We start from the raw sequence: 20,361 nt of genomic DNA, 5'->3' as shown, positions 1-20,361 counted from the left end.
GGTTAAATTGCCTCCAATATCAAAGTACCCGATGTATGTCGCGCGGCCAACGCCCCACCAATTCCGTTTGCAATTGCAAGCTTGCAGTCTTTCACTTGCACGGCTGGATGCGCTTGCCCACGCAGTTGGCGCACGGCTTCAATCACCTTGGTCATGCCGCCGCGATTGGCTGGATGGTTGTTGGACAAGCCGCCGCCATCGGTATTAAAGGGAAGTCTGCCCACACCCGAGATCAAATTACCATCCATCACGAACTTACCACCCTCGCCCTTTTTGCAAAAGCCTAAGTCTTCGAGTTGCATCAGCACTGTGATGGTGAAACTGTCATATAGCGAAGCGTATTGAATATCTTGCGGTGTGACTCCAGCTTCAAGAAATGCGCGTTGACCTGACCAGACTGCCGCGCTATAAGTCAAATCGACGCCTCGCCCATTGTGCTTGGGCGCTTCTCCTGCACCGCGCACGCGTATCATCGGGCGATTTTTTTTGGCTGCAAGCTCGCGAGCAATCTCAGGACGCGTGACGATCAGTGCACCACCGCCGTCGCTCATCACACAGCAATCTAGCTTATGCAGAGGGTTGGCCACCATCGGAGACGACAATACATCTTGTACGGTCACTACATTTTTTAGCATAGCATTCGGATTGTGCTGCGCATGATGCGATGCAGCGACTTTGATCCAGGCCAATTGCTCTGAGGTCGTACCAAATTCATACATATGGCGTTGCGCCACCATGGCATAAAGATTTTGCGTGGCAGGTCCGTAAGGTAATTCAAAAGCCAATTCGGGTGCATCTGGGTCAGGCGGTTTCAAGGCTAAACGCGGCGGCATGGCTTTGCCACTTGCTAACTCTTGTGCTTTTGCTGTAGCTTGAGCTTCGGCCAATTGCGCGCGTGGACGGCCTGCGAGCGTAATCAGCGCCACATTGCAGCGACCTGCCTTGATGGCTGCCGCTGCATGCGCCACATGCAATATTGGCGCACTTCCGCCGCATTCCGTTGAATCCACATGGCCAAGTTTCAAGCCAAGATATTCAGCCACAGTCGTGGTACCCAATCCAGGTGCGTCGCCAGCGCAAAAATAACCGTCGACATCATCACGGGAGAGGCCTGCATCCTCTAATGCACCTTTGGCGACATCCGCATGTAAACGTAAAACAGAAAGGCCATCGGCTTTTCTTGTGGGGTGCTCATAAATGCCTGAGATACAGGCTGCGCCATTCAAACTCATCGAATACTTCTTTCTAGCTAAGCTTAGGACTGCGGTTTGAAACCAGATGCTTTGATGATCGGCTCCCAGTGGCTCAACTCATAGCGCAGTTGTCGATCCATCACTGCACGTTCTCGAAATTCCGCAACAGCAGCAAAGCGATCAATTGTTATTTGCTTGAATTCGGCTGTGCTGACCACGGCATTCAAAGCGTTGGCCATGCGTTGCTGTTCTGCCGCTGGGATGCCTGCTGCGCCCCACATACCCATCCAAGCGTCTGTACCACCTGTGTCGTAGCCTTGCTCCTTCATGGTCGGGACATCGTGCATCAAAGGCGAGCGACTGCTTGAGAAAATGCCGATGGGCACCAATTTTCCTGAGCGAATATGCGGAATCGCATCAGCCGCAGTCATTGCCCCCGCATCGATCTGGCCGCCAAGCATGTCAACGATCAATGGCCCGTTGCCTCGATACGGAATGTTTTGCAACTTCAAGCCTGCCCTATTACCAAACTGCAAGCCATTGAAATGCGTTTCGCCGCCTGCGCCGGCTGTTCCAAAGTTAGCTTTTGTAGGATTGGCTTTGGCCCAGGCCACGAAGTCCTTCGCATTCTTAACACCGATACTGGCATTGACTACCATGACCAACGGGTAGCTGATAACTTGGCCAATAGTCGTGAAATCCGTCGTCATGTCATAGCCAAGAACGGAGACCGGGAAGGTTAAATGCTGAAAGGTAAAGGTCGCATTCGGCGCAATCATGTAGGTGTTTCCATTTGGACCCGACGCTTTGACCGCCTGCGCCGCCAAACGACCACCTACGCCTGGTCGGTTTTCCACAATCAGTGGCTGACCTAACAGCGGGCGCATTTGATCAGTCAAGAGGCGCGCGAGATTGTCAGTCAAACCACCTGGAGGAAAGCCTACCAAAATCTTGATTGTGGGCTTGTCCTGCGCATGAATCGCGAATGACGAAGCCAGGGCGCTAGAAGCTGCCATGGCTGAAATGAGGGTGCGGCGTTTCATCAAAGTCTCCTGTCAATATTTAAGATTTCACGGAAATCAAAGCATCTAGGGCGAGAACAGACGATTTCGAATTCGCACTGATGCTCACGGGGTAAACAATCAAGGGGTTGACGTCGATCTCCATCAGATCTTCGTTTACAAGCATTTGCTCAGCCAAGCACTTCACGACCTGTGCAATCGCCCTGAAGTCCACTGCGCTCTGCCCACGCATGCCGCGCAACACCGCTGCTGCTTTAAGCTGATGTAATTCGGAGATGATTTCGTCTTCCGTGAGTGTTGGTGCAAACAATCGGACATCGTGCAGGGCTTCAATCCAAACGCCACCCAAGCCCACCATCATCACCGGCCCCCAAGCAACATCTCGTTTGGCTCCTACAACCAGCTCCAAACCTTGTGTGCCCATTGCTTCAACGAGCACACCGTCAAGCTGCAGTTGCATCCCGTTGGCTTTGGCAAAGCTCGCCACGTTATCATGCAGTTTTTGCCAAGCAATGATTAGCGCATCTTCATCTTTCACATTGACGATCACGCCACCCGCTTCACTCTTGTGAGGCAAAGCGCTGGCCTGCGCTTTGATCACCACCGGATATCCAATCTGCTTTGCAATTAACAGTGCTTCGCTTGTATTCTGTGCCAGAAATCCCGCTGGAACACTTAAATCCAGAGCCTTAAACCATGCTTTGCCAGCATATTCAGGGTGTATACCTTTCACCAGCGGTTTGACTGGCTCAGGCAGCGCAATTAAAACTGCATGCTGCTTTGTAGCTTGCCCTCGTTGGCGCAGAGCCTGTGTAGCTTGGGCATAGGCGCAAACACAGCCAAGGGCACGCAAGGCACGGTCTGTACTACGGAAAAAGGGCACGCGAGAGGCACGAATCGCCTCGATGAAGAAAGGCTCTATTGGCCCATCGTCTCCGTTGATGATCAAAACAACCGGCTTAATGGCCGCAGCCAAGGCAGGCAAGATGTGGTCTGCTTTGTCTCTCTGTGCCATCACAGGCCCAGCTGGAATGGCCAGTACCAAGCTCGATACGCCCATATCAGACAGCATGGTATGCACAATTTCACCGATCAAACCCGGCTGGCGAAAGCCAATGGTGGTGTAGTCCAGCGGATTCTCGGCCACGGCGAAAGAGGGTAGTTTGTCGCGCAACTGGTTCACAGTCTTTGCCTGTAATTCAGGTAGTGGCAAACCCACGCTATCGGCCATGTCAAGCGCAATATTTTTCACAGCACCTGAGCCCGTCATGAAGGCCACCCCGCCAATTGGTGGCGCAGGATAGCGAGCCAAAATTGCCGTTGTATCGATCAATTCATCAAGTGAATCCACCAACGCCACAGCATGTGCTCGCAGAAGTGCAGATGCAACTGCATGATCACCAGCCAATGCACCCGTGTGTGACGCAGCTGCGGCTGCGGCGCGAGCGCTTTTGCCAGGCATGAGCAAGGTGATGGGTTTGCTGCGCTTGACAGCTTCCTGAGCGAGCTGCAAAAAACGCTGGGGTGAACGAATTTGCTCGGCATATACACAGACCACACGAATATTGTCATCAGCCAAGCTGTGCTCAATCGCGTCCTCCACTTGAATATCGACTTCGTTTCCGGTAGAGAAGACCATTTGTGGCAATAGCCCGCGACCAAGCAAGGCATCGCGCAATCCTGCTGCCATGGCACCGCTTTGTGCAATCACGGCTATACCGCTCGGCGCTAATTGATTGGCAGCCTCAAAATAGCTTTCCGACAATGGCTCAAAAGTCAGCGCCAGTTTTGTAGAGAAATTCGTAAAGCCCATGCAATTGGGGCCAATAACCCGTATACCAGCGTTTTTTGCTGCTGCCTGCAAAACGCGCTGGCGCTCCAGACCATCTTCACCCGTTTCAGCATAACCCGAAGCAAACAAAACCGCAGCATGACATTGGCGTTCTCCTAATTGCGTGATCGCATCCAACACGCCTGCTTCTGGAATCGCCAAGACCGCCAAATCGATGCCCAACGGTAGCTTGGCGATTTGATCCACGCATGCCTTGCCATTGATCTGCGCGCTGCTGCGGCTCACCAAATGTACTGCGCCACCGTAGCCAAACGCCGTCAAGTTGGCCAGGACAAATCCACCCAAAGCGCGCGAATCAGCAGACGCGCCAACGATGACAACCGACTTAGCCGTTGCAATTTGTTGCAAAACTGTCATATGAAAATATTTTTTGAAATTAATTGCATCCATTATTGCATGTTTTGGCATACCAAAACATATTCAAAGTATGCCATAATTAAAAAATGGAAGACAAAACATCCCTACCCCTCAATTCGGAAGCCACGCAGACCCTGCCTGTTGGTGCCTCTAAAAGCATTCGCGAGACGTTGCAAGAAGAAATAGAAAGCGGCCAATTGCCACCGGGCAACCCTCTGGACGAAAGGGGCTTAGCCGAGCGATTTGGTGTCTCGCGCACACCCGTACGCGAAGCCTTGCAACAACTTGCTGCCAAAGACTTGGTCAAGCTCACGCCACGCCAAGGTGCAATGGTCGCGCGTTTTTCGATCAGTGAAATACGAGGGCTGATGGAGGTGCTAGGCGAGCTTGAATCCTTTGCAGCTCGATTGGCGGCGCGCCGGGTCGATGATGTTTCTCGTACACAACTCCAAGAAGCCTTGCAGCGCTGCCGCGATGCCCAGAATCTGGGTGTGGGTGAATATGCAATGGCCAATATTTCATTTCACGAAGTGATTTTTTCAATTAGTCGCAATCAATACCTCACCCAACAATTGCGTCGTTCGCACCGCTTGATTCAGCGTTATAGATCGCGCGATTTCCAAAGCCGAGCGCAAGTGGCTAAATCCATGCTAGATCACGAACGTGTGACCCAAGCCATTTGTGATGGCGATGAAAACGCTGCTGCGCTGGCAATGGCTGAACATGTGCCCAGCGGTTCGAGTGGATTTTCAGAGTTTTTGGCAAAAGTGCCGCCCCATTATTTTGAAAGTGAGTCCCCATGAAGCGCTCCATCGAAGTTCCCGGTTTATCTCATGGCAGTGCGCCAATTCCTATGGGTGCGCGAATAGGACCGCTAATTTGCTCTTCAGCTTTGAATGGCAAAAACCGCACAACTGGCGCTCTACCCGCCGACGGCTCTGAGCAAGTCAAGAATATTTTTTCCAACCTGCTTGCCTTTTTGAAGGAAGCCGGGGCTGGGACAGAACATGTGGTCAAGTTGACGATTTATCTGAAAGATGACAGCCTAAGAGGCGCTATCAATGAACAATGGCTCGCGATGTATCCCGATGCGAATGATCGACCTGCACGGCATATCAGCAACTACGACTTGCAGCATGGCATGTTGATTCAGATTGAAGTCATTGCTTACGTGAATGTTTGATTGAAGGAGTTTGACAATGGCTTTCACTCGCGAACAAAACGATTTGCTAACTCGCGTTGAGAATGATGCACCCATGGGGCAAATGCTGCGGCAATATCACTGGTTCCCTTGCGTTCCAGCACGACTGCTCGAAGCTGATGGCAAACCCTACAACATACGTCTGCTCGGTCAGGACTTTGTCGCCTTTCGATCGACCGATGGCAGCGTTGGCGTCGTGGATGCAAAGTGTCTGCATCGCAAGGCTTCGTTGGCTCTGGCTAAAAATGATGGCAACGGCTTGCGATGCATTTTTCACGGTTGGAAATACAACACCAAAGGCGAAGTGATTGATGCGCCAAACCATCCGGGTGACAGCGAATCATTTTGTAAAAATTTGCGCGTCAACAAATACCTCGCCGTTGAGCGTGGCGGTATAGTTTGGGCTTGGTTTGGGAAAGGCGATACGCCGCCTAAATTCCCTGAGCTACCCTTCACTGCCTTACCCGATAACCAGCGCTCAGTCACCAGTGTTGAAGTTCCCACGAACTGGGTACAGGCAGTAGAAGCGAGCATGGACACATCACATGTCAGCGTCCTGCATGAATCCACCACAGAAATATCAGCTGGAGCTGGCAATTTGCGGCAGTTGATGAGCAAAAACGCGGCTGCAACCTTAGAGTTCATTGAAACACCTTATGGCTTTCGCTATGCTGCGCTGCGCAAAGTGGGTGATGGAAAAACCTATGCAAGGGTTAACAATTTCGTCATGCCATGGTATGGCATTATTTGCGCCCCACATGAGCAAGGGCCAGCAACCGTTTTCTTTAGTACACCCATTGATGACGTAACACATCGTGCTTGGTTTGTTCACTACAACATGCACCGTCCACTGGGAATGACCAATATGTCGGCAAGCCCTGATATTTGGAACTTCCCACCGCTACCACCAGGTAACGAAAGCAACAATTGGGGACAAAACCGCGATCTCATGCGTCGTGGCCATGCAACAGGTTTCCCACAGCATTTGGGTACTGAAGATTTTGCGATGTTCTTAAGCCAAGGGCCGATTCATGATCGTACCGATGAGCAGCTTTGTCCAGCCGACGGAGCACTGATTCGTGTTCGCCGCCAGCTGATGAGAGCAGCGCAAGAATATGTGACAAATAAAGCACCTATAGCGCCCAATCACGAGCAGTTGGACTACAAGCAAATCCAATCCATTGGTGCTGTTTTAGAAGCTGATCAAAATTGGCGAGAACTCTGAGTTTGATCATTAGGAAAATAATGAATCCTCTACTCAATCGCAGAAAAGCAATTCAAACATCGGCTGTTCTTGCTTCTTCTATCAGCATGCCAGCTATACATGCGCAAGAGAAACCCCTCATCAAAATCTTGATGGGCTTTCCGCCCGGCGGGGGCACTGACTTGATCGCTCGAACCATTGCCGATCGCTTGCGTGAGGCGCTTGGACAAGCCGTCATCATTGATCCCAAGATCGGTGTGGGCGGTCGATTAGCGGCCGATGCGATGGTGGCTGCGCCACCTGATGGTTTGACTTACATGATCGCGCCTAACGCTACACCAACCTTTCAAACCTTGGTCTTCGGACATCAAATCAAATGGGATGTACTTCGCGATTGGACTCCCGTTGCGGCATTGGTCAATTATCCGATTGGCATGGGCGCAAGCTTGCATACAGGCGTGACGAATATCAAACAGCTGGTCGATTGGACCAGAGCTAAAGGCAGCGCGAGCTTTGGTTCGCCCGGAGCGGGTGGACAAAATCATTTTCTTGGCCAAGCTTTTGCAAAGCAAGCAGGACTTGACATGAATCACACGCCGTATCGCGGCACTACGCCGATGCTGACCGATTTGCTTGGCGGGCACATTCCCTTTGGGGTCACGCTGGGGTCAGATTTCATTCGTCAACATCGCGATGGCAGAGTCAAACTCATTGGTATTTTCACCTCTCAACGTAGCGAATTGATGCCAGAAATTCCAACCTTTGCCGAACAGGGTTTCAATATCACCAGCGGCAATGCTTGGACAGGCATGTGGGCGCCACCCAGAGCGCCTCAAACTGAAATTTTGCGGATGCAAGCTGCATTACAAAAAGTGTTGTCTCTGCCTGAGGTGCGACAACACATGATGACCCATCTTGCCGTGCAGCCCCAATATCGCAATGGTCAAGAGATGCAACAGATGCTTCGCGAAGAAATTGCGTATTGGCAGCCGATTATCAAAACCTCTGACTACAAACCAGAGTAAGCATGGAATTTTTTATGAGCAACTCTCACTTTGAACAATTGGTCACATATGAGCTGTCGGGTACTGTCGCCTTGATTGGCCTCAATCGTGTCGAAAAACGTAATGCAATTTCTGAAGAGGTCATTAATCAATTGCGCAGCGCGGTTTTGCGGGCACATGAGGAAGCCAATGTGGCTGTTTTGTTTGGACATGGCAGCAATTTCAGTGCTGGCTTGGATTTGGCAGAAGCACTCAAACGCGCGACGGGAGAAATCAAGCAATCCCGCAAGCGTCGTCGTCATAACTGGCATGAAGTGTTTGATCAAATTGCAAGGGGCCCAATTCCATTTGTGGCAGCACTTCATGGTGCGGTAGTTGGCGGCGGGTTGGAGTTGGCGAGTGCTGCGCATTTGCGCGTGTGCGATGAGACAGCATTTTTTGGTTTGCCTGAGGGACAACGCGGTATCTTTGTGGGCGGCGGCGGCACAGTGCGCATTCAACGCATCATTGGTACAACTGTCATGATGGATTTGATGCTTACGGGGCGTTTGCTCAGTGCACAAGAGGGATTGACGGAACACATCGTTCGATACATCACGCCTGCTGGCCAAGCTGTTGCTAAGGCCAAAGAGCTAGCCGAGCGCATTGCTCAAAACACGATTGAGACGAATTGGAAAATCATTCAAGTGCTTCCGCGTGTGCAGGACATGAGCCATGACGATGGACTCTTTGTGGAGCAACTTAATTCGGCTATGGCTCGTCCTCCTGAAGTGGAGCAACGTCTACGGCAATTCGTAGAAGGTAAAGCTTCGCCTTTGCAAGATCCAAATAGAAGCTACACCAACAAAGTATCCTAATGAGTTTCAATTTCTTCTCTACACCCTCTTCGCAAGAGATTGAAGCTGCTGCGCAATATGCAGCGCAAGCAGCCTATTTGTCATTTCAAATCCCTGACATTTCAGCGAATAGACATTTGCGAAAGATACAAAGCGCGGCTGTGATTGGTGCTGGCACGATGGGTGGTGGCATTGCGATGTCTTTGGCTAATATCGGCATAGCCGTTCATCTGATCGACACTGACAAAGCGAGTCTCGACCGCGGTATATCAAAAATACAGGATAACTATTCTGTATCTGTCAAACGGGGTAAACTAACAACGCAACAATTTCAAGATCGCATGGCCTTGATTTTGCCAACATTAGATTGGCAAGCAGCAGCTGGGGCTGATCTCTTTATCGAAGCAGTCTTCGAAGATATCCAGCTTAAAAAAGATTTGTTTTCCAAGATCGATGCCCTTGCCAAGCAAGGCGCCATCTTAGCAACCAACACTTCGGGTTTAGATGTCAATGCGATTGGTGACGCAACAAAGCGACCGCAAGATGTGGTGGGAGCACATTTTTTCAGCCCTGCCCATGTGATGCGGCTATTGGAAGTGGTGCGTTCCGATGCAACCTCACCAGATGTAATTACGACGTTGATGGATTTGGGGCGACGCATGGGCAAAACAGCAGTCCTCTCAAGGGTTTATCCCGGCTTCATCGGCAATGCAATGTTTCGACATTACACCCGTGAAGCTCATTTCTTGATTGAAGACGGAGCACTTCCACATGAGGTCGATGGAGTACTGACGCGCTTTGGCTATGCGATGGGCGTACTCGCGGTGCAAGATATGGCCGGCAATGATGTCGGTTATCAAACCAAGAAAGCAATGATCGAAAGCCGAGCTACGGATCGACGTTGGAGCGATTTGACTCTTACGCTCACCGACATGGGCAGGCGTGGCCAGAAAGATGGCAAAGGCTGGTATCGATACGACGACGGAGATCGCAAACCTCAACGCGATCCAGAGTTTGAATCTTGGATTGTGGGCGAATCGGCCCGTCTAGGTCGTGAGCGAAAACATTTCACGCCGGAAGAAATCCTCAAACGCTGCCTATACGGCATGATCAATGAAGGCGCACGTTTGCTTGAGGCTGGCATTGCACTTCGCGCCTCAGACATAGACACCGTGTGTCTCACTGGCTATGGTTTTCCAAAAGAGCAAGGTGGGCCTCTGTATCTGGCTGACAAAATTGGTTTAAAAAGCGTGCTCGCTGATATTGAGCGATTTCATGATGAGATGGGCTTTTGGTGGACGCCAGCGCCGCTGTTGCGACAGTTGGTGCACGAGGGGAAAAGTTTCATGCAATGGGATGCGGAACATGCATGTTCGCATGTAACTAAACCGACGGGAGGTTGACATGGACTTAGGCATCGCTGGTCGCAAGGCCATCGTCTGCGCCAGCACACAAGGTCTAGGCTTTGCCTGCGCTGAGGCACTCTTGCGCGAGGGTTGTGAAGTATTCATCAATGGCCGAGATGCCGAGAGAACTGAGCGGATTGCAAAACAATTAGGATCAGCTCATCAAATGTCTGTCAAAGCAATCGCCGCAGATATCAATACCAACGAAGGGCGTACTTTGCTTTTGGCAGCCTGCCCAGAGCCTGATATTTTGATCAACAATAACATTGGCCCGCCACCCAGCAAACTCGAGAGTTGGGATGAAGCTGCTTGGATGCATGCGCTGGAGCGCAATTTCTTTCCTGGCGCGTTACTCATGCGAGCAGTCATCCCAAGCATGCGTGAGCGCAAGTTTGGCCGTATCGTCAACATCACATCGGCCATGGTCAAAAGCCCGCATCCCGAGATGGGCTTATCAGCTGCAGCGCGCACTGCGTTAACGGCCATGTCCAAGGCTTTGGCTAGAGACTGCATCGTTGATAACGTCACCATCAACAACCTACTGCCCGAACGTTTTGATACCCCCCGTCAAGAATTTATGGCCAAACGCATGATGCAACAGGAAGGTATCACACGTGATCAAGCCAGAGCAAAAATCGCAGCTACTTTGCCAGCTAATCGACTTGGTCAACCCGAAGAGTTTGGTCAAGCCTGTGCGTTTATCTGCTCAGCAAAAGCGGGGTTCATGACCGGACAAAATCTCCAGTTGGACGGCGGCTCCTACATTGGTTTAATCTAAATTAGATCTGCTGATTATTTGATTTTCATGCGAAATTTAATAAATTGCAAAGAACAGATTGAATTAGATAGTCAATGATTCGCAAGTAACTCAGAATAGGCCAATAAACATCGATTTAAATTTCTGAAGTCAGGGTTAACAGATTGACGTTCAGAATCTGGACACTGCTTAAGAGTCCAGAGTTACCGAGGCGTCCTTAGGTGGACACAACATAAAAAATTAGCAAAACATCCAATTGCACAGGTAATTGCACTGGTCGTATTTTTTGGCTTGAAAACAACATAAATCAAGCATTATTTGACGTAACTGTTTTATGGATTTGGACCGCGCAGTATTTGAATTCCGGGATCTTGCCAAACGGGTCCATTGCCGCGTTGGTCAGTAAGTTAGCCGCAGCTTCACGGTAGGCAAAGGGGATGAACACAGAGTCAAGTGGCATGCCATCATCTTGCCTAACCAACAGCTGCACCTGTCCGCGGCGGGACTGGATCCGGACCCAGTCCCCGGCCCGAAGCCCTAGACGCTGCAGGTCGCTACCGTGCATGGAAGCGGTGGCAGCTGGCTCCAAGGCATCGAGTACCGATGCACGACGCGTCATGCTGCCGGTGTGCCAATGCTCGAGCTGGCGACCGGTTATTAGGACAAATGGATACTCTGCATCAGGCCGCTCCGCTGCGGGGATCAAATCGGCAGGCACCAGTTTCACCCGCCCATCGGCGGTGGGAAAGTGATCGCGAAAGACAATGGGCTGACCAGTGTCTTCGGCACTCACGCAAGGATAGGTGACCGATCCTGCATTCAGACGTGCCCAGTCGATGCCTCCAATCGCAGGGGCCATGGTCTGGCGCATTTCTTCGTAAACCGCAGCAACGCCGTAGTGCTCTCCAGCGTAGTCCCAATGAAGGCCCATACGAGCAGCTATTTGCTGGATGATCCAAAGGTCTGGCTTTGCATCTCCCGGCGGCTGCACGGCCTGACGGCCCATCTGTACGGTACGGTCAGTGTTGCTGACGGTGCCGGTTTTCTCGGGCCAGGTACTGGCAGGCAACACAACATCAGCTAGCCAGGCAGTCTCGGTCAAGAAGATGTCTTGCACCACCAAGTGCTGCAAGCTGGCCAACGCGTGACGGGCGTGGTTCAGATCCGGGTCACTCATGGCTGGGTTCTCACCCATGATGTACATGCCACGCACCTTGTGCGGATCACTTTCTGGGGCCAGCGCCTTGTGCATGATTTCGACCACGGTGTAACCGGGCTGATCATCTAGCTTAGTGTCCCAAAATTTTTCGAACCAGTCTTGAGCCGCCTTGTCGGTAACGAGCTGGTAATTGGGGTACATCATCGGAATTAGGCCTGCGTCGCTCGCACCCTGTACGTTATTTTGGCCTCGCAACGGGTGCAAACCAGTGCCGGGGCGGCCAATCTGGCCGGTGATACTGGCCAGCGCGATCAGGCAGCGCACATTGTCGGTGCCATGCACATGTTGACTTACGCCCATGCCCCACAAAATCATGGCGGCCTTGGCATTGGCATAGGCTCGGGCCACTTCGCGAATGGTCTCGGCCGAAATGCCGCAGACTGCGCTCATTGCCTCGGGCGTGAAGGCCTGTACATGGGCCTTGAGTTCGGCCACGTTGTCGGCACGCTCAAGCAAAAAGGTCTCGTCGCACAGGTTCTCGGTAACGATGACGTGCAGCATAGCATTCAGCAAGGCTACGTCCGTGTCGGCCTTGAATTGCAAATTGCGCCAGGTATGCCGTGCGATGTCGGTGATACGCGGATCGGCGAGCACGATGCGAGTGCCGCGTTTGGCAGCGTTCTTCATCCAAGTTGCGGCAACCGGATGGTTAGCAGTGGGGTTGGAGCCGATCACGATGATAAGGTCAGAGTGCTCTACGTCACGCACTGGATTGCTTACGGCTCCCGAGCCCACCCCTTCAAGCAATGCTGCCACGCTGGACGCATGGCACAGACGGGTGCAATGGTCCACGTTGTTGCTGCCAAACCCGGTACGCACAAGCTTCTGGAACAGATAGGCTTCTTCGTTGCTGCCTTTGGCCGAGCCGAAGCCGGCTAGCGACTTGGGGCCGTGCTGTTGGCGCAAGGCATTGAGCGGCTGCGATGCCAATTCAAGTGCCTCCTCCCAAGTAGCTTCGCGGAACACCTCGCGCCAATCAGTGTAGTCATCGATCAAGCTCAGATCCTTTGCCACGTTCGGCTTGCGGATAAGGGGCTTTGTGATACGGTCCGTACTGTGGATGTAGTCCATGCCGAAACGGCCCTTGACGCACAAACGCCCTTCGTTGGCAGGCCCTCCACGGCCTTTAACACTGATGATTTTTTCATCACGCACCTGGTAAGTGACAAGGCAACCTACACCACAAAACGGACACACCGAATTGACTTCACGGTCCACCTTTTGCAAGCCCATGTGGCTCTTGGGCATAAGTGCGCCCGTCGGGCAAGCCTGCACACATTCACCACAGCCCACACAGCTGCTGCTACCCATCGGGTCAGCCAGGTCGAACACCACCTGAGTGCGTGCACCCCGAAATGCCATGCCGATGACATCGTTGACCTGCAGGTCGCGACAAGCGCGCTCGCAGCGATTGCACTGGATGCATGCGTCTAGATTTACGGCCATGGCTGGGTGCGACAGGTCTGCCGGGACGGTGTTACGGCACAAATCTGCCAATGCGGGGCGCACTTGCACATCGAGATGCTCGGCCCATCGACTCAGTTCTCCGTGCGGAGCTTCAACGCGGTCATCGAGCCATTTGTGGCCCTGCTTGGGAAGGTCGGCTAGCAGCATCTCGAGCACCATCTTCTGGCTCTTGACGGCACGCTCGCTGTTTGTCTGGACATTCATGCCGGGCGTAGCGCTGCGGCAGCAGCTGGGGGCCAGCGTGCGTTCACCAGCAACTTCAACCACGCATGCGCGACAGTTGCCGGCAGGTGCTAGACCTTCCTGGTGACACAAGTGAGGGATAGCGATGCCGAGGTCCTTTGCAATGTTAAAGATACTTTTGCCAACAGGTGCTTCAACGCTTTGACCATTGAGAGTGAATTCGATGGTGCTCATGCCTTCACCGCCTCAGCCACTTCATGCGGGAAATACTTCAATACACATCGGATCGGATTCGGCGCGGCCTGACCCAGGCCACAAATGGACGCATCGCCCATGACCTGCGCCAAATCATTGAGGGTGTCAGCGTCCCATACGTTGTCGGCCATGAGTTGCGCCGCCTTGTCGGTGCCAACGCGGCAAGGCGTGCACTGCCCGCAGCTCTCGTGTGCAAAAAACCGCATCACGTTCAACGCTGACTCACGGGCGGTATCCGATTCACTCAGCACAATCACGGCAGCCGATCCGATGAAGCAGCCGTACGGCTGCAAGGTGTCAAAGTCCAGCGGTACATCGGCCAGGCGCTCGGGCAAGATGCCGCCGCTCGCACCTCCGGGCAAATAAGCGTAAAGAGTGTGGCCCTCGGCCATGCCACCGCAGTACTCATGTACTAGCTCGCGCAAGGTGATGCCTGCGGGCGCAAGCTTGACGCCAGGGTGCTTGACGCGACCGCTCACACTGAAGCGGCGCAGTCCTTGGCGGCCATGGCGGCCGCGCGATAAAAAGCTCTCGGCTCCCTGCTCCAGCAATTCACGAATCCAGTACAGCGTCTCGAAATTGTGCTCCAGCGTGGGGCGTCCAAATAGCCCGACTTCAGCGATGTAGGGTGGACGCAGTCGCGGCTCGCCACGCTTGCCTTCAATGCTTTCGATCATGGCTGACTCTTCGCCGCAGATGTAGGCCCCCGCGCCACGACGCAGTTCAATGTTGGGCAATGCACAAGGAGGGTTGGCGCGCAGGGCAGCCAGTTCTTCGGAAAGCAAAACACGCGCCTCATGGTACTCGTCGCGCAAGTAGATATAAACCGCATCAACGCCCACCACATTGGCCGCCAAAAGTACACCTTCCAGAAAGCGATGGGGATCACTTTCAAGCAAGGTGCGATCCTTAAAGGTCCCCGGTTCGCCTTCATCGATGTTGACTGCCATCAGGCGCGGCGAAGGCTGGCTGCGCACAATGCGCCATTTGCGTCCGGATGGGAATCCTGCCCCTCCCAAACCGCGAAGGCCAGAATGCTCAAGCACTTGGATCACAGACTCGGCCTCGCGCTCACCCAAGGCCACTTGGCGCACCAACTGATAGCCTCCAGCTTCAAGGTAAGCCATCATGCGAATTGCATTGGGCAAGGGATTAGGGGTGGTCTGCTTGTGGACTACACGTTGAACCACAGCGTCCAAGGTCGCATGCGCCACGGCCTGCTGGCCCACTTGCGCGGCTGGGGCCTGCTCGCAGCGGCCCAGGCAGGGCACAGGCACCACTTTCACCCCTGACAAGTCTTTTTGCAAATGGCTCAGCAAACTGTCGCTGCCTGCCAGACTGCAGCTCACGCTATCACAAACCCGTACGGTTAGGGAAGCGGCTACTTCTTCGTCCTTCAGGATCTCAAAGTGGTGATAAAACGAAGCAACTTCAAATACCTCGACCACAGGCAAGCACATCTCTGCCGCCAATGCCACGATGTGCCGCTCGAACAGACCACTGAAGTGGTCGTTCAGAACATGCAGGTGCTCGATCAGTAGATCCTTGCGATGACCGTCTGCAGGGGGTTGTCCAATCAAGTCACGCACTTGAGCACGAATTTCGTCAGTGGTCTGGCGGCCTTTGAGTTGAGCTCGAGGTTGGCGCAGTTGCTGGCGAACCTGGTCCAGATCAATGTGGGTAGCGTTCGCCATCTTGAATCAATAGGTTTCGAGGTGTAGGCGACCTTCTTTTTTAAGCGCGGCACCCACGGTATCCCAATCGAGTCCAGCATTCTGTGCGATGTCGCGCAAGGCCATGACCACGCCTTCTTCCATGCTCTTCAAACCGCACACATAGAAATAGGTTTTACCATCTTTCAGCAAGGCGGCCACATCAGCAGCGCGGGCGCGCAAAGCGTCCTGCACGTAACGCTTGTTCTTGCCCACCTCACGCGAGAAGGCGAATTCGATGTCTATGAAGTCCTTGGGCAGGTTGTTAAGAGGGCCAAAGTATGGTAGCTCTGCCTTGGTGCGGGCACCAAAGAACAACATCAGCTTGCCGCCCTCAAACTTTCCGATGGTCCGTAGGCGACGACGCCATTCTGTCATGGCACGCATAGGGGCCGAGCCCGTGCCGGTGCAGATCATGACAATGTTACTTTTGGGGTGGTTAGGCATCAGAAAGCTGGCGCCAAACGGTCCGATCACCTGTACCTTGTCGCCTACATTCAGGTCGCACATGTAGTTTGATCCCACGCCGCGCACAGGTTTGCCGTCGTGGTCTTCGAGCACGCGCTTGATGGTCAGCGACAAGTTGTTGTGGCCTGGGCGCTCGCCGTTGCGGGGGCTGGCGATCGAGTACTGGCGCGCATGGTGCGCGCGGCCTTTTTCATCTTTGCCAGGCGGCACAATGCCGATCGACTGGCCTTCGAGCACAGGAAAGGGTATGTTGCCAAATTCCAGCACGATGTGGTGGGTGTCGTAGTCCTTACCGACCGCAGTCACGCGCATGTTGCCGGTCACAGTGGCGGTGATGGTTTTTTCAGCAGCCTTTGGGCCGTAAAGGTTGGTGTAGGCATGGGCCGCCGACCAGGGCGGGATGGTCGCGCTGAACTGGGCCGAGTTGAAACCGGAAGCCGTGGCAGTGCTGATGGCCGACGACGTCGAGGCAGCTGCCGCTTGCAAAGTGCTCTGTGCTTCTTCCTGAACCGCAGAGGCATCACCGCCTGCGGCGGTAAGTTCCTCGGCACTCAATTCAGCAGGCAATATGTCCCATTTGAGTTGCTCTTCAATGCTGTAGGCCTTGTCCTTAGGCACTAAGCGCCAATTGTCGATCGACCCGGTGGGGCATGGCGAGATGCAGTCCATGCAGAGGTTGCAGATGTCGGCCTTGACCACGTAGTTGATGGAGTCATGGGTAATCGCGCCTACCGGACAGATCGCTTCGCATGTGTTGCAGCGGATGCAAATCTCGGGGTCGATGACGTGCTGTTTAATCAGGGTCAATTCGGTGCTCATGTTTTGTCTCTCTTCAGCGTTTTGTCTTGGATTCAACGTGGTCCGCAACGTTATGGCTTGGGGACGAGCATCTCATACTGTGGTACCAGTAATCGACACCCTCCCCTGCCTTTGACAACTGCCTCTAACAGAGGGGTAGTCAAATCAATATCTCAACGCATCAATTGAAACGAACATAGTCGAAGTCTACAGGCTGACGATTGATGCCCATCACAGGAGGTGCAATCCAGTTGGCAAACTTACCTGGCTCAACCACGCGACCCATCAAGCTGGCCACAAAAGCGCGGTCTTCGTTGGTAGGCAACCATTCGCCCACTTTGGCCATCCACTCTTCGCTGCTGACCACACGGCCATCAGGCGTGATTTTGGCGCCCGACAATGAACCAATGTTGCGGTGGAAAGCTTTGTGAGGGGCTGTGAGCTTGAAAGGAATACCAGCCTTTTCAATCACGCGGTTCCAACGGTCAATGCCGCCTTTGGAATCGGTGATGTAGTCGTCACGCAACACCTCGTTCAATGCGTTCAGCATGGGCACGTCTTTTTCAATCAACTTGCCATTTTCAACGGCCAAGATCTTGTAGGTGTTGCCTTTCAAGACGTGATCGTCATTGCGCTTGCCTTCTTCGTAGCGGCCCTTCAGGCCAGAGCTGTAGAACGTGGCCGCATTGGACGACTCGTCTGCACCGAACAAGTCAATGGTGACAGAGAAGTGGAAGTTGATGTAGCGCTGGATGGTGGGCAAATCAATCACGCCGGCAGCTCGCAGTTTGGCGACATCATCGGTTTTGAGTTGGTTCATCACGTCAACAGTCCGCTGAATGGTGCGGCTCACACCAGACTCACCCACAAACATGTGGTGCGCTTCTTCGGTCAACATGAACTTGGTGGTTCGGGCCAAAGGATCGAACGCAGATTCGGCCAAAGCACACAATTGGAACTTGCCATCACGGTCTGTGAAGTACGTGAACATGAAGAAGGACAACCAGTCAGGCGTCTTCTCATTGAAGGCTTGCAAGATGCGGGGGTTGTCTTCGTTGCCACTGTTACGTTGCAACAAAGCATCTGCTTCTTCACGGCCATCACGACCAAAGTATTTGTGCAACAAGTACACCATGGCCCACAGGTGACGACCTTCTTCCACGTTGATTTGGAACAGGTTGCGCAGATCGTACATGCTGGGTGCCGTGAGGCCCAAGTGACGCTGCTGCTCCACCGATGCTGGCTCTGTGTCGCCTTGTGTCACGATGATGCGACGCAAATTGGCACGGTGTTCGCCAGGCACGTCTTGCCAAGCTTTCTCGCCCTTGTGATCGCCAAAGTGAATTTGGCGGTCTTGCTCGCCGGGGTTCAAAAACACGCCCCAACGGTAGTCGCGCATTTTGACGTGACCAAACTGTGCCCAACCTTGTGGGTCCACGCTGACAGCAGTACGCAAATAAACGTCCATGTCGGTTGAACCTTCGGGGCCCATGTCATCCCACCAGTTGATGAAGTTGGGCTGCCATTGCTCCAAGGCGCGTTGCAACGTGCGGTCTTCAGACAAGTTGACGTTGTTAGGAATCTTTTCGCTGTAGTTGATACCGGACATGTGAGTCTCCAGAAATTAAAGCAACGGTGGGGTCAAATTTTGGTTGCAGCAAAGACCACCGGGAACCTTGCTGCACAACACTTTTAAAAAAACTTTTGTACGTTGAGGCTTAAACGCGGTTCATGTCGAACTGCACTTTTTCGCCTTTGCCGTAGACCTTCAAGGCACCTTTTTCGCCCACAGCGTTGGGGCGCTGGAAGATCCAGTTTTGCCATGCAGTGAGGCGACCAAAAATACGGGTGAACATGTTCTCTTTGCTGGCAAAACGCAGGTTGGCTTCAAGGCCTGTCAGGGCATCAGGTGACATGGCCGCGCGCTCTTCCAAGCACAAGCGAATCTCGTCGTCCCAATCGATGTCGTCCGGTGCGGCTGTCACCAAACCCAAAGCCAATGCTGCATCTGCATCCAAAGCTTTGCCAATGGCGCCGCGCGCAGCTTCCATGGCAGGCACTTCTTCGTAGAAGCGACGGGCCAAGCGCGACTGATCGTTCACCATGGGGTAGAAGCCAAAGTTGAACTCATTCAACTGAAGGGTGGGCGCTTTGTCTGCATCATCGGGCAAGGCCAACATGTATGTGCGGTCAGCGCAGAAAGCCAATTCGGCGAAGGTGCCCACAAAGCAAGTGCCTGGCTCTACGAGTGCAAAAATACTGCGTGAAGAGACATCCAAGCGGGCCAAAGTGCGGCGCAGATGGCCAATTGTTTCGCGCACGAACCAGTGATCTTTGTGGGCCAACAAAGTGGCATCGCTGGCCAACACAGCCTTGGCTTCTCCTGACGTTTTCAACAACCAGGTGCCAATGTCGAGTTCGTTGGTGCGCATGTGCAAAATGGCGTCGTCCAATTCACGCACCATTTGCAAAGGCCACCACTGCGCACCAGCTGACAAGATGCCAGCGATGTCTGAGGGCTGTGCAGATGCTGGTGCTTTCACTGTGAAGGTGGCCAAGCGCTTGGTGCGGTCGATCTCAACCGTCACGTTGTTGTAGCTGATGCGGTCAGCTTCGATGTTGCGCTGAATGGGTGTGAGTGCCACGCCTTTTTCTGTCGCAGGGCGATCGCTTTGCGACGCCAATTTGTTTGCACGCTCGCGCACCACTTGCTCAAATTGGTTGGGCTTGGCAATGGCATCGACCAAGCGCCAGTCGACGGCTTTTTGACCGCGCACACCCTCCACGCTGGTGCAGAAAATGTCGGCCAGGTCGTGGCGCACATGGCGCTTGTCGGTCACGCGGGTGAGGCCACCTGTACCGGGCAACACACCCAGCAATGGCACTTCGGGCAAAGACACTGCAGAGGAGCGGTCATCGACCAACACAATGTCATCGCAGGCCAATGCCAATTCGTAACCACCGCCGGCACAGGCACCGTTCAATGCGGCCACAAACTTCAAGCCAGAGTATTTGCTAGAGTCTTCAATGCCGTTGCGAGTTTCGTTGGTGAACTTACAGAAATTCACTTTCCAACCATGGGTGGACACGCCCAACATGAAGATGTTGGCGCCAGAGCAGAACACGCGGTCCTTCAAGCTGGTCACCACCACAGAGCGAACTTCTGGGTGCTCAAAGCGAATGCGCTGCAGCGCATCGTGCAATTCAATGTCCACGCCCAAGTCATATGAGTTGAGCTTCAATTTGTAGCCAGGTCGAATGCCTGCGTTTTCGTCGATGTTGATCGACAAGGTGGCCACAGCACCGTCAAAGGCCAAGCTGATGTGCTTGTAGTTTTCTGGGCTGGTTTGGTAATTGACGATGGGCGCTGTAGTCATTGGGGTCTCCTTTAGATGGGTTTGTTAACTCACAATTTGTATGCATTAAA

At 53.2% G+C, this 20,361-nt stretch carries 15 protein-coding genes; 7 read left to right on the top strand and 8 right to left on the bottom strand.

The annotated features are described in order from the left end of the window. Nucleotides 1-2: 2 nt before the first annotated feature. Genes B9Z46_RS08880 through B9Z46_RS08870 form a run of 3 tightly spaced genes read right to left on the bottom strand, consistent with a single transcriptional unit; the run spans nt 3 to nt 4,424 of the window. A complete protein-coding gene (locus B9Z46_RS08880; protein WP_108255677.1) occupies nt 3-1,232 on the bottom strand; it encodes a thiolase domain-containing protein in 1,230 nt (409 codons plus the stop codon). A gap of 23 nt (nt 1,233-1,255) precedes the next feature. Further along, nucleotides 1,256-2,236, bottom strand: a complete 981-nt coding sequence (locus B9Z46_RS08875) for a tripartite tricarboxylate transporter substrate binding protein (RefSeq protein ID WP_108255675.1) — start codon at nt 2,234-2,236, stop codon at nt 1,256-1,258. Between the two features lie 19 nt (nt 2,237-2,255). Further along, nucleotides 2,256-4,424 carry an acetate--CoA ligase family protein gene (locus tag B9Z46_RS08870; protein ID WP_233245955.1) on the bottom strand — a complete coding sequence of 723 codons (2,169 nt, stop codon included), beginning with the start codon at nt 4,422-4,424 and terminating at the stop codon, nt 2,256-2,258. 86 nt (nt 4,425-4,510) lie between these two features. Between B9Z46_RS08870 and B9Z46_RS08865 the strand changes: the two genes are divergently transcribed. The 7 genes from B9Z46_RS08865 (at nt 4,511) to B9Z46_RS08835 (ending at nt 10,853) form a co-directional block, all read left to right on the top strand. Continuing rightward, entirely contained in the window at nt 4,511-5,227 is a 717-nt protein-coding gene (locus B9Z46_RS08865) for a GntR family transcriptional regulator (RefSeq protein WP_108255671.1), read from the top strand. Continuing rightward, nucleotides 5,224-5,607 carry a RidA family protein gene (locus tag B9Z46_RS08860; protein ID WP_108255669.1) on the top strand — a complete coding sequence of 128 codons (384 nt, stop codon included), beginning with the start codon at nt 5,224-5,226 and terminating at the stop codon, nt 5,605-5,607. Before B9Z46_RS08865 ends, B9Z46_RS08860 begins: the two co-directional genes overlap by 4 nt. Nucleotides 5,608-5,623: 16 nt before the next feature. Continuing rightward, nucleotides 5,624-6,850 carry a Rieske 2Fe-2S domain-containing protein gene (locus tag B9Z46_RS08855; protein WP_108255667.1) on the top strand — a complete coding sequence of 409 codons (1,227 nt, stop codon included), beginning with the start codon at nt 5,624-5,626 and terminating at the stop codon, nt 6,848-6,850. 86 nt (nt 6,851-6,936) lie between these two features. Continuing rightward, nucleotides 6,937-7,854, top strand: a complete 918-nt coding sequence (locus tag B9Z46_RS08850; protein WP_158268420.1) for a tripartite tricarboxylate transporter substrate-binding protein — start codon at nt 6,937-6,939, stop codon at nt 7,852-7,854. 14 nt (nt 7,855-7,868) lie between these two features. Continuing rightward, nucleotides 7,869-8,690: a crotonase/enoyl-CoA hydratase family protein gene (locus B9Z46_RS08845; protein WP_108255874.1), complete on the top strand. Its 822-nt coding sequence runs from the start codon at nt 7,869-7,871 to the stop codon at nt 8,688-8,690. Beyond that, nucleotides 8,690-10,072 (top strand): 3-hydroxyacyl-CoA dehydrogenase, encoded by a 1,383-nt coding sequence (locus tag B9Z46_RS08840; RefSeq protein ID WP_108255663.1) that lies wholly within the window; start codon nt 8,690-8,692, stop codon nt 10,070-10,072. The genes B9Z46_RS08845 and B9Z46_RS08840 overlap by 1 nt, the downstream gene beginning before the upstream one ends. A gap of 1 nt (nt 10,073) precedes the next feature. Beyond that, complete coding sequence (locus B9Z46_RS08835) at nt 10,074-10,853, top strand: SDR family oxidoreductase (protein ID WP_108255661.1); 780 nt, start codon at nt 10,074-10,076, stop codon at nt 10,851-10,853. Nucleotides 10,854-11,139: 286 nt separating this feature from the next. On the opposite strand, the gene fdhF is transcribed toward B9Z46_RS08835, so the two are convergent. The 5 genes from fdhF to boxC form a co-directional block, all read right to left on the bottom strand. Then, the gene (gene fdhF, locus B9Z46_RS08830; RefSeq protein WP_108255659.1) at nt 11,140-13,935 is read right to left on the bottom strand and encodes a formate dehydrogenase subunit alpha; all 2,796 of its coding nucleotides are present in this window, start codon (nt 13,933-13,935) and stop codon (nt 11,140-11,142) included. Then, nucleotides 13,932-15,650, bottom strand: coding sequence for an NADH-ubiquinone oxidoreductase-F iron-sulfur binding region domain-containing protein (locus tag B9Z46_RS08825; protein WP_108255657.1), 1,719 nt, complete (start codon nt 15,648-15,650; stop codon nt 13,932-13,934). The genes fdhF and B9Z46_RS08825 overlap by 4 nt, the downstream gene beginning before the upstream one ends. Nucleotides 15,651-15,656: 6 nt before the next feature. Then, a complete protein-coding gene (gene boxA, locus B9Z46_RS08820; protein WP_108255655.1) occupies nt 15,657-16,955 on the bottom strand; it encodes a benzoyl-CoA 2,3-epoxidase subunit BoxA in 1,299 nt (432 codons plus the stop codon). A 160-nt stretch (nt 16,956-17,115) separates the two neighbouring features. After that, complete coding sequence (gene boxB / locus B9Z46_RS08815; RefSeq protein ID WP_108255653.1) at nt 17,116-18,543, bottom strand: benzoyl-CoA 2,3-epoxidase subunit BoxB; 1,428 nt, start codon at nt 18,541-18,543, stop codon at nt 17,116-17,118. A 109-nt stretch (nt 18,544-18,652) separates the two neighbouring features. Continuing rightward, nucleotides 18,653-20,311, bottom strand: coding sequence for a 2,3-epoxybenzoyl-CoA dihydrolase (gene boxC / locus B9Z46_RS08810; protein ID WP_108255651.1), 1,659 nt, complete (start codon nt 20,309-20,311; stop codon nt 18,653-18,655). Nucleotides 20,312-20,361: the final 50 nt, after the last annotated feature.

The organism is Limnohabitans sp. Hippo4, assembly GCF_003063605.1.
GTDB lineage: Bacteria > Pseudomonadota > Gammaproteobacteria > Burkholderiales > Burkholderiaceae_C > Limnohabitans_A.
The sequence above is the reverse complement of the archived record's forward strand: the minus strand, read 5'-3'. Positions and strand labels throughout refer to the sequence as shown.

Coding starts and splice junctions, on each gene's coding strand:
- B9Z46_RS08880 (WP_108255677.1), bottom strand. CDS start 1,232: ATGAGTTTGAATGGCGCAGCCTGTATCTCAGGCATTTATGAGCACCCC.
- B9Z46_RS08875 (WP_108255675.1), bottom strand. CDS start 2,236: ATGAAACGCCGCACCCTCATTTCAGCCATGGCAGCTTCTAGCGCCCTG.
- B9Z46_RS08870 (WP_233245955.1), bottom strand. CDS start 4,424: ATGACAGTTTTGCAACAAATTGCAACGGCTAAGTCGGTTGTCATCGTT.
- B9Z46_RS08865 (WP_108255671.1), top strand. CDS start 4,511: ATGGAAGACAAAACATCCCTACCCCTCAATTCGGAAGCCACGCAGACC.
- B9Z46_RS08860 (WP_108255669.1), top strand. CDS start 5,224: ATGAAGCGCTCCATCGAAGTTCCCGGTTTATCTCATGGCAGTGCGCCA.
- B9Z46_RS08855 (WP_108255667.1), top strand. CDS start 5,624: ATGGCTTTCACTCGCGAACAAAACGATTTGCTAACTCGCGTTGAGAAT.
- B9Z46_RS08850 (WP_158268420.1), top strand. CDS start 6,937: ATGCCAGCTATACATGCGCAAGAGAAACCCCTCATCAAAATCTTGATG.
- B9Z46_RS08845 (WP_108255874.1), top strand. CDS start 7,869: ATGAGCAACTCTCACTTTGAACAATTGGTCACATATGAGCTGTCGGGT.
- B9Z46_RS08840 (WP_108255663.1), top strand. CDS start 8,690: ATGAGTTTCAATTTCTTCTCTACACCCTCTTCGCAAGAGATTGAAGCT.
- B9Z46_RS08835 (WP_108255661.1), top strand. CDS start 10,074: ATGGACTTAGGCATCGCTGGTCGCAAGGCCATCGTCTGCGCCAGCACA.
- fdhF (WP_108255659.1), bottom strand. CDS start 13,935: ATGAGCACCATCGAATTCACTCTCAATGGTCAAAGCGTTGAAGCACCT.
- B9Z46_RS08825 (WP_108255657.1), bottom strand. CDS start 15,650: ATGGCGAACGCTACCCACATTGATCTGGACCAGGTTCGCCAGCAACTG.
- boxA (WP_108255655.1), bottom strand. CDS start 16,955: ATGAGCACCGAATTGACCCTGATTAAACAGCACGTCATCGACCCCGAG.
- boxB (WP_108255653.1), bottom strand. CDS start 18,543: ATGTCCGGTATCAACTACAGCGAAAAGATTCCTAACAACGTCAACTTG.
- boxC (WP_108255651.1), bottom strand. CDS start 20,311: ATGACTACAGCGCCCATCGTCAATTACCAAACCAGCCCAGAAAACTAC.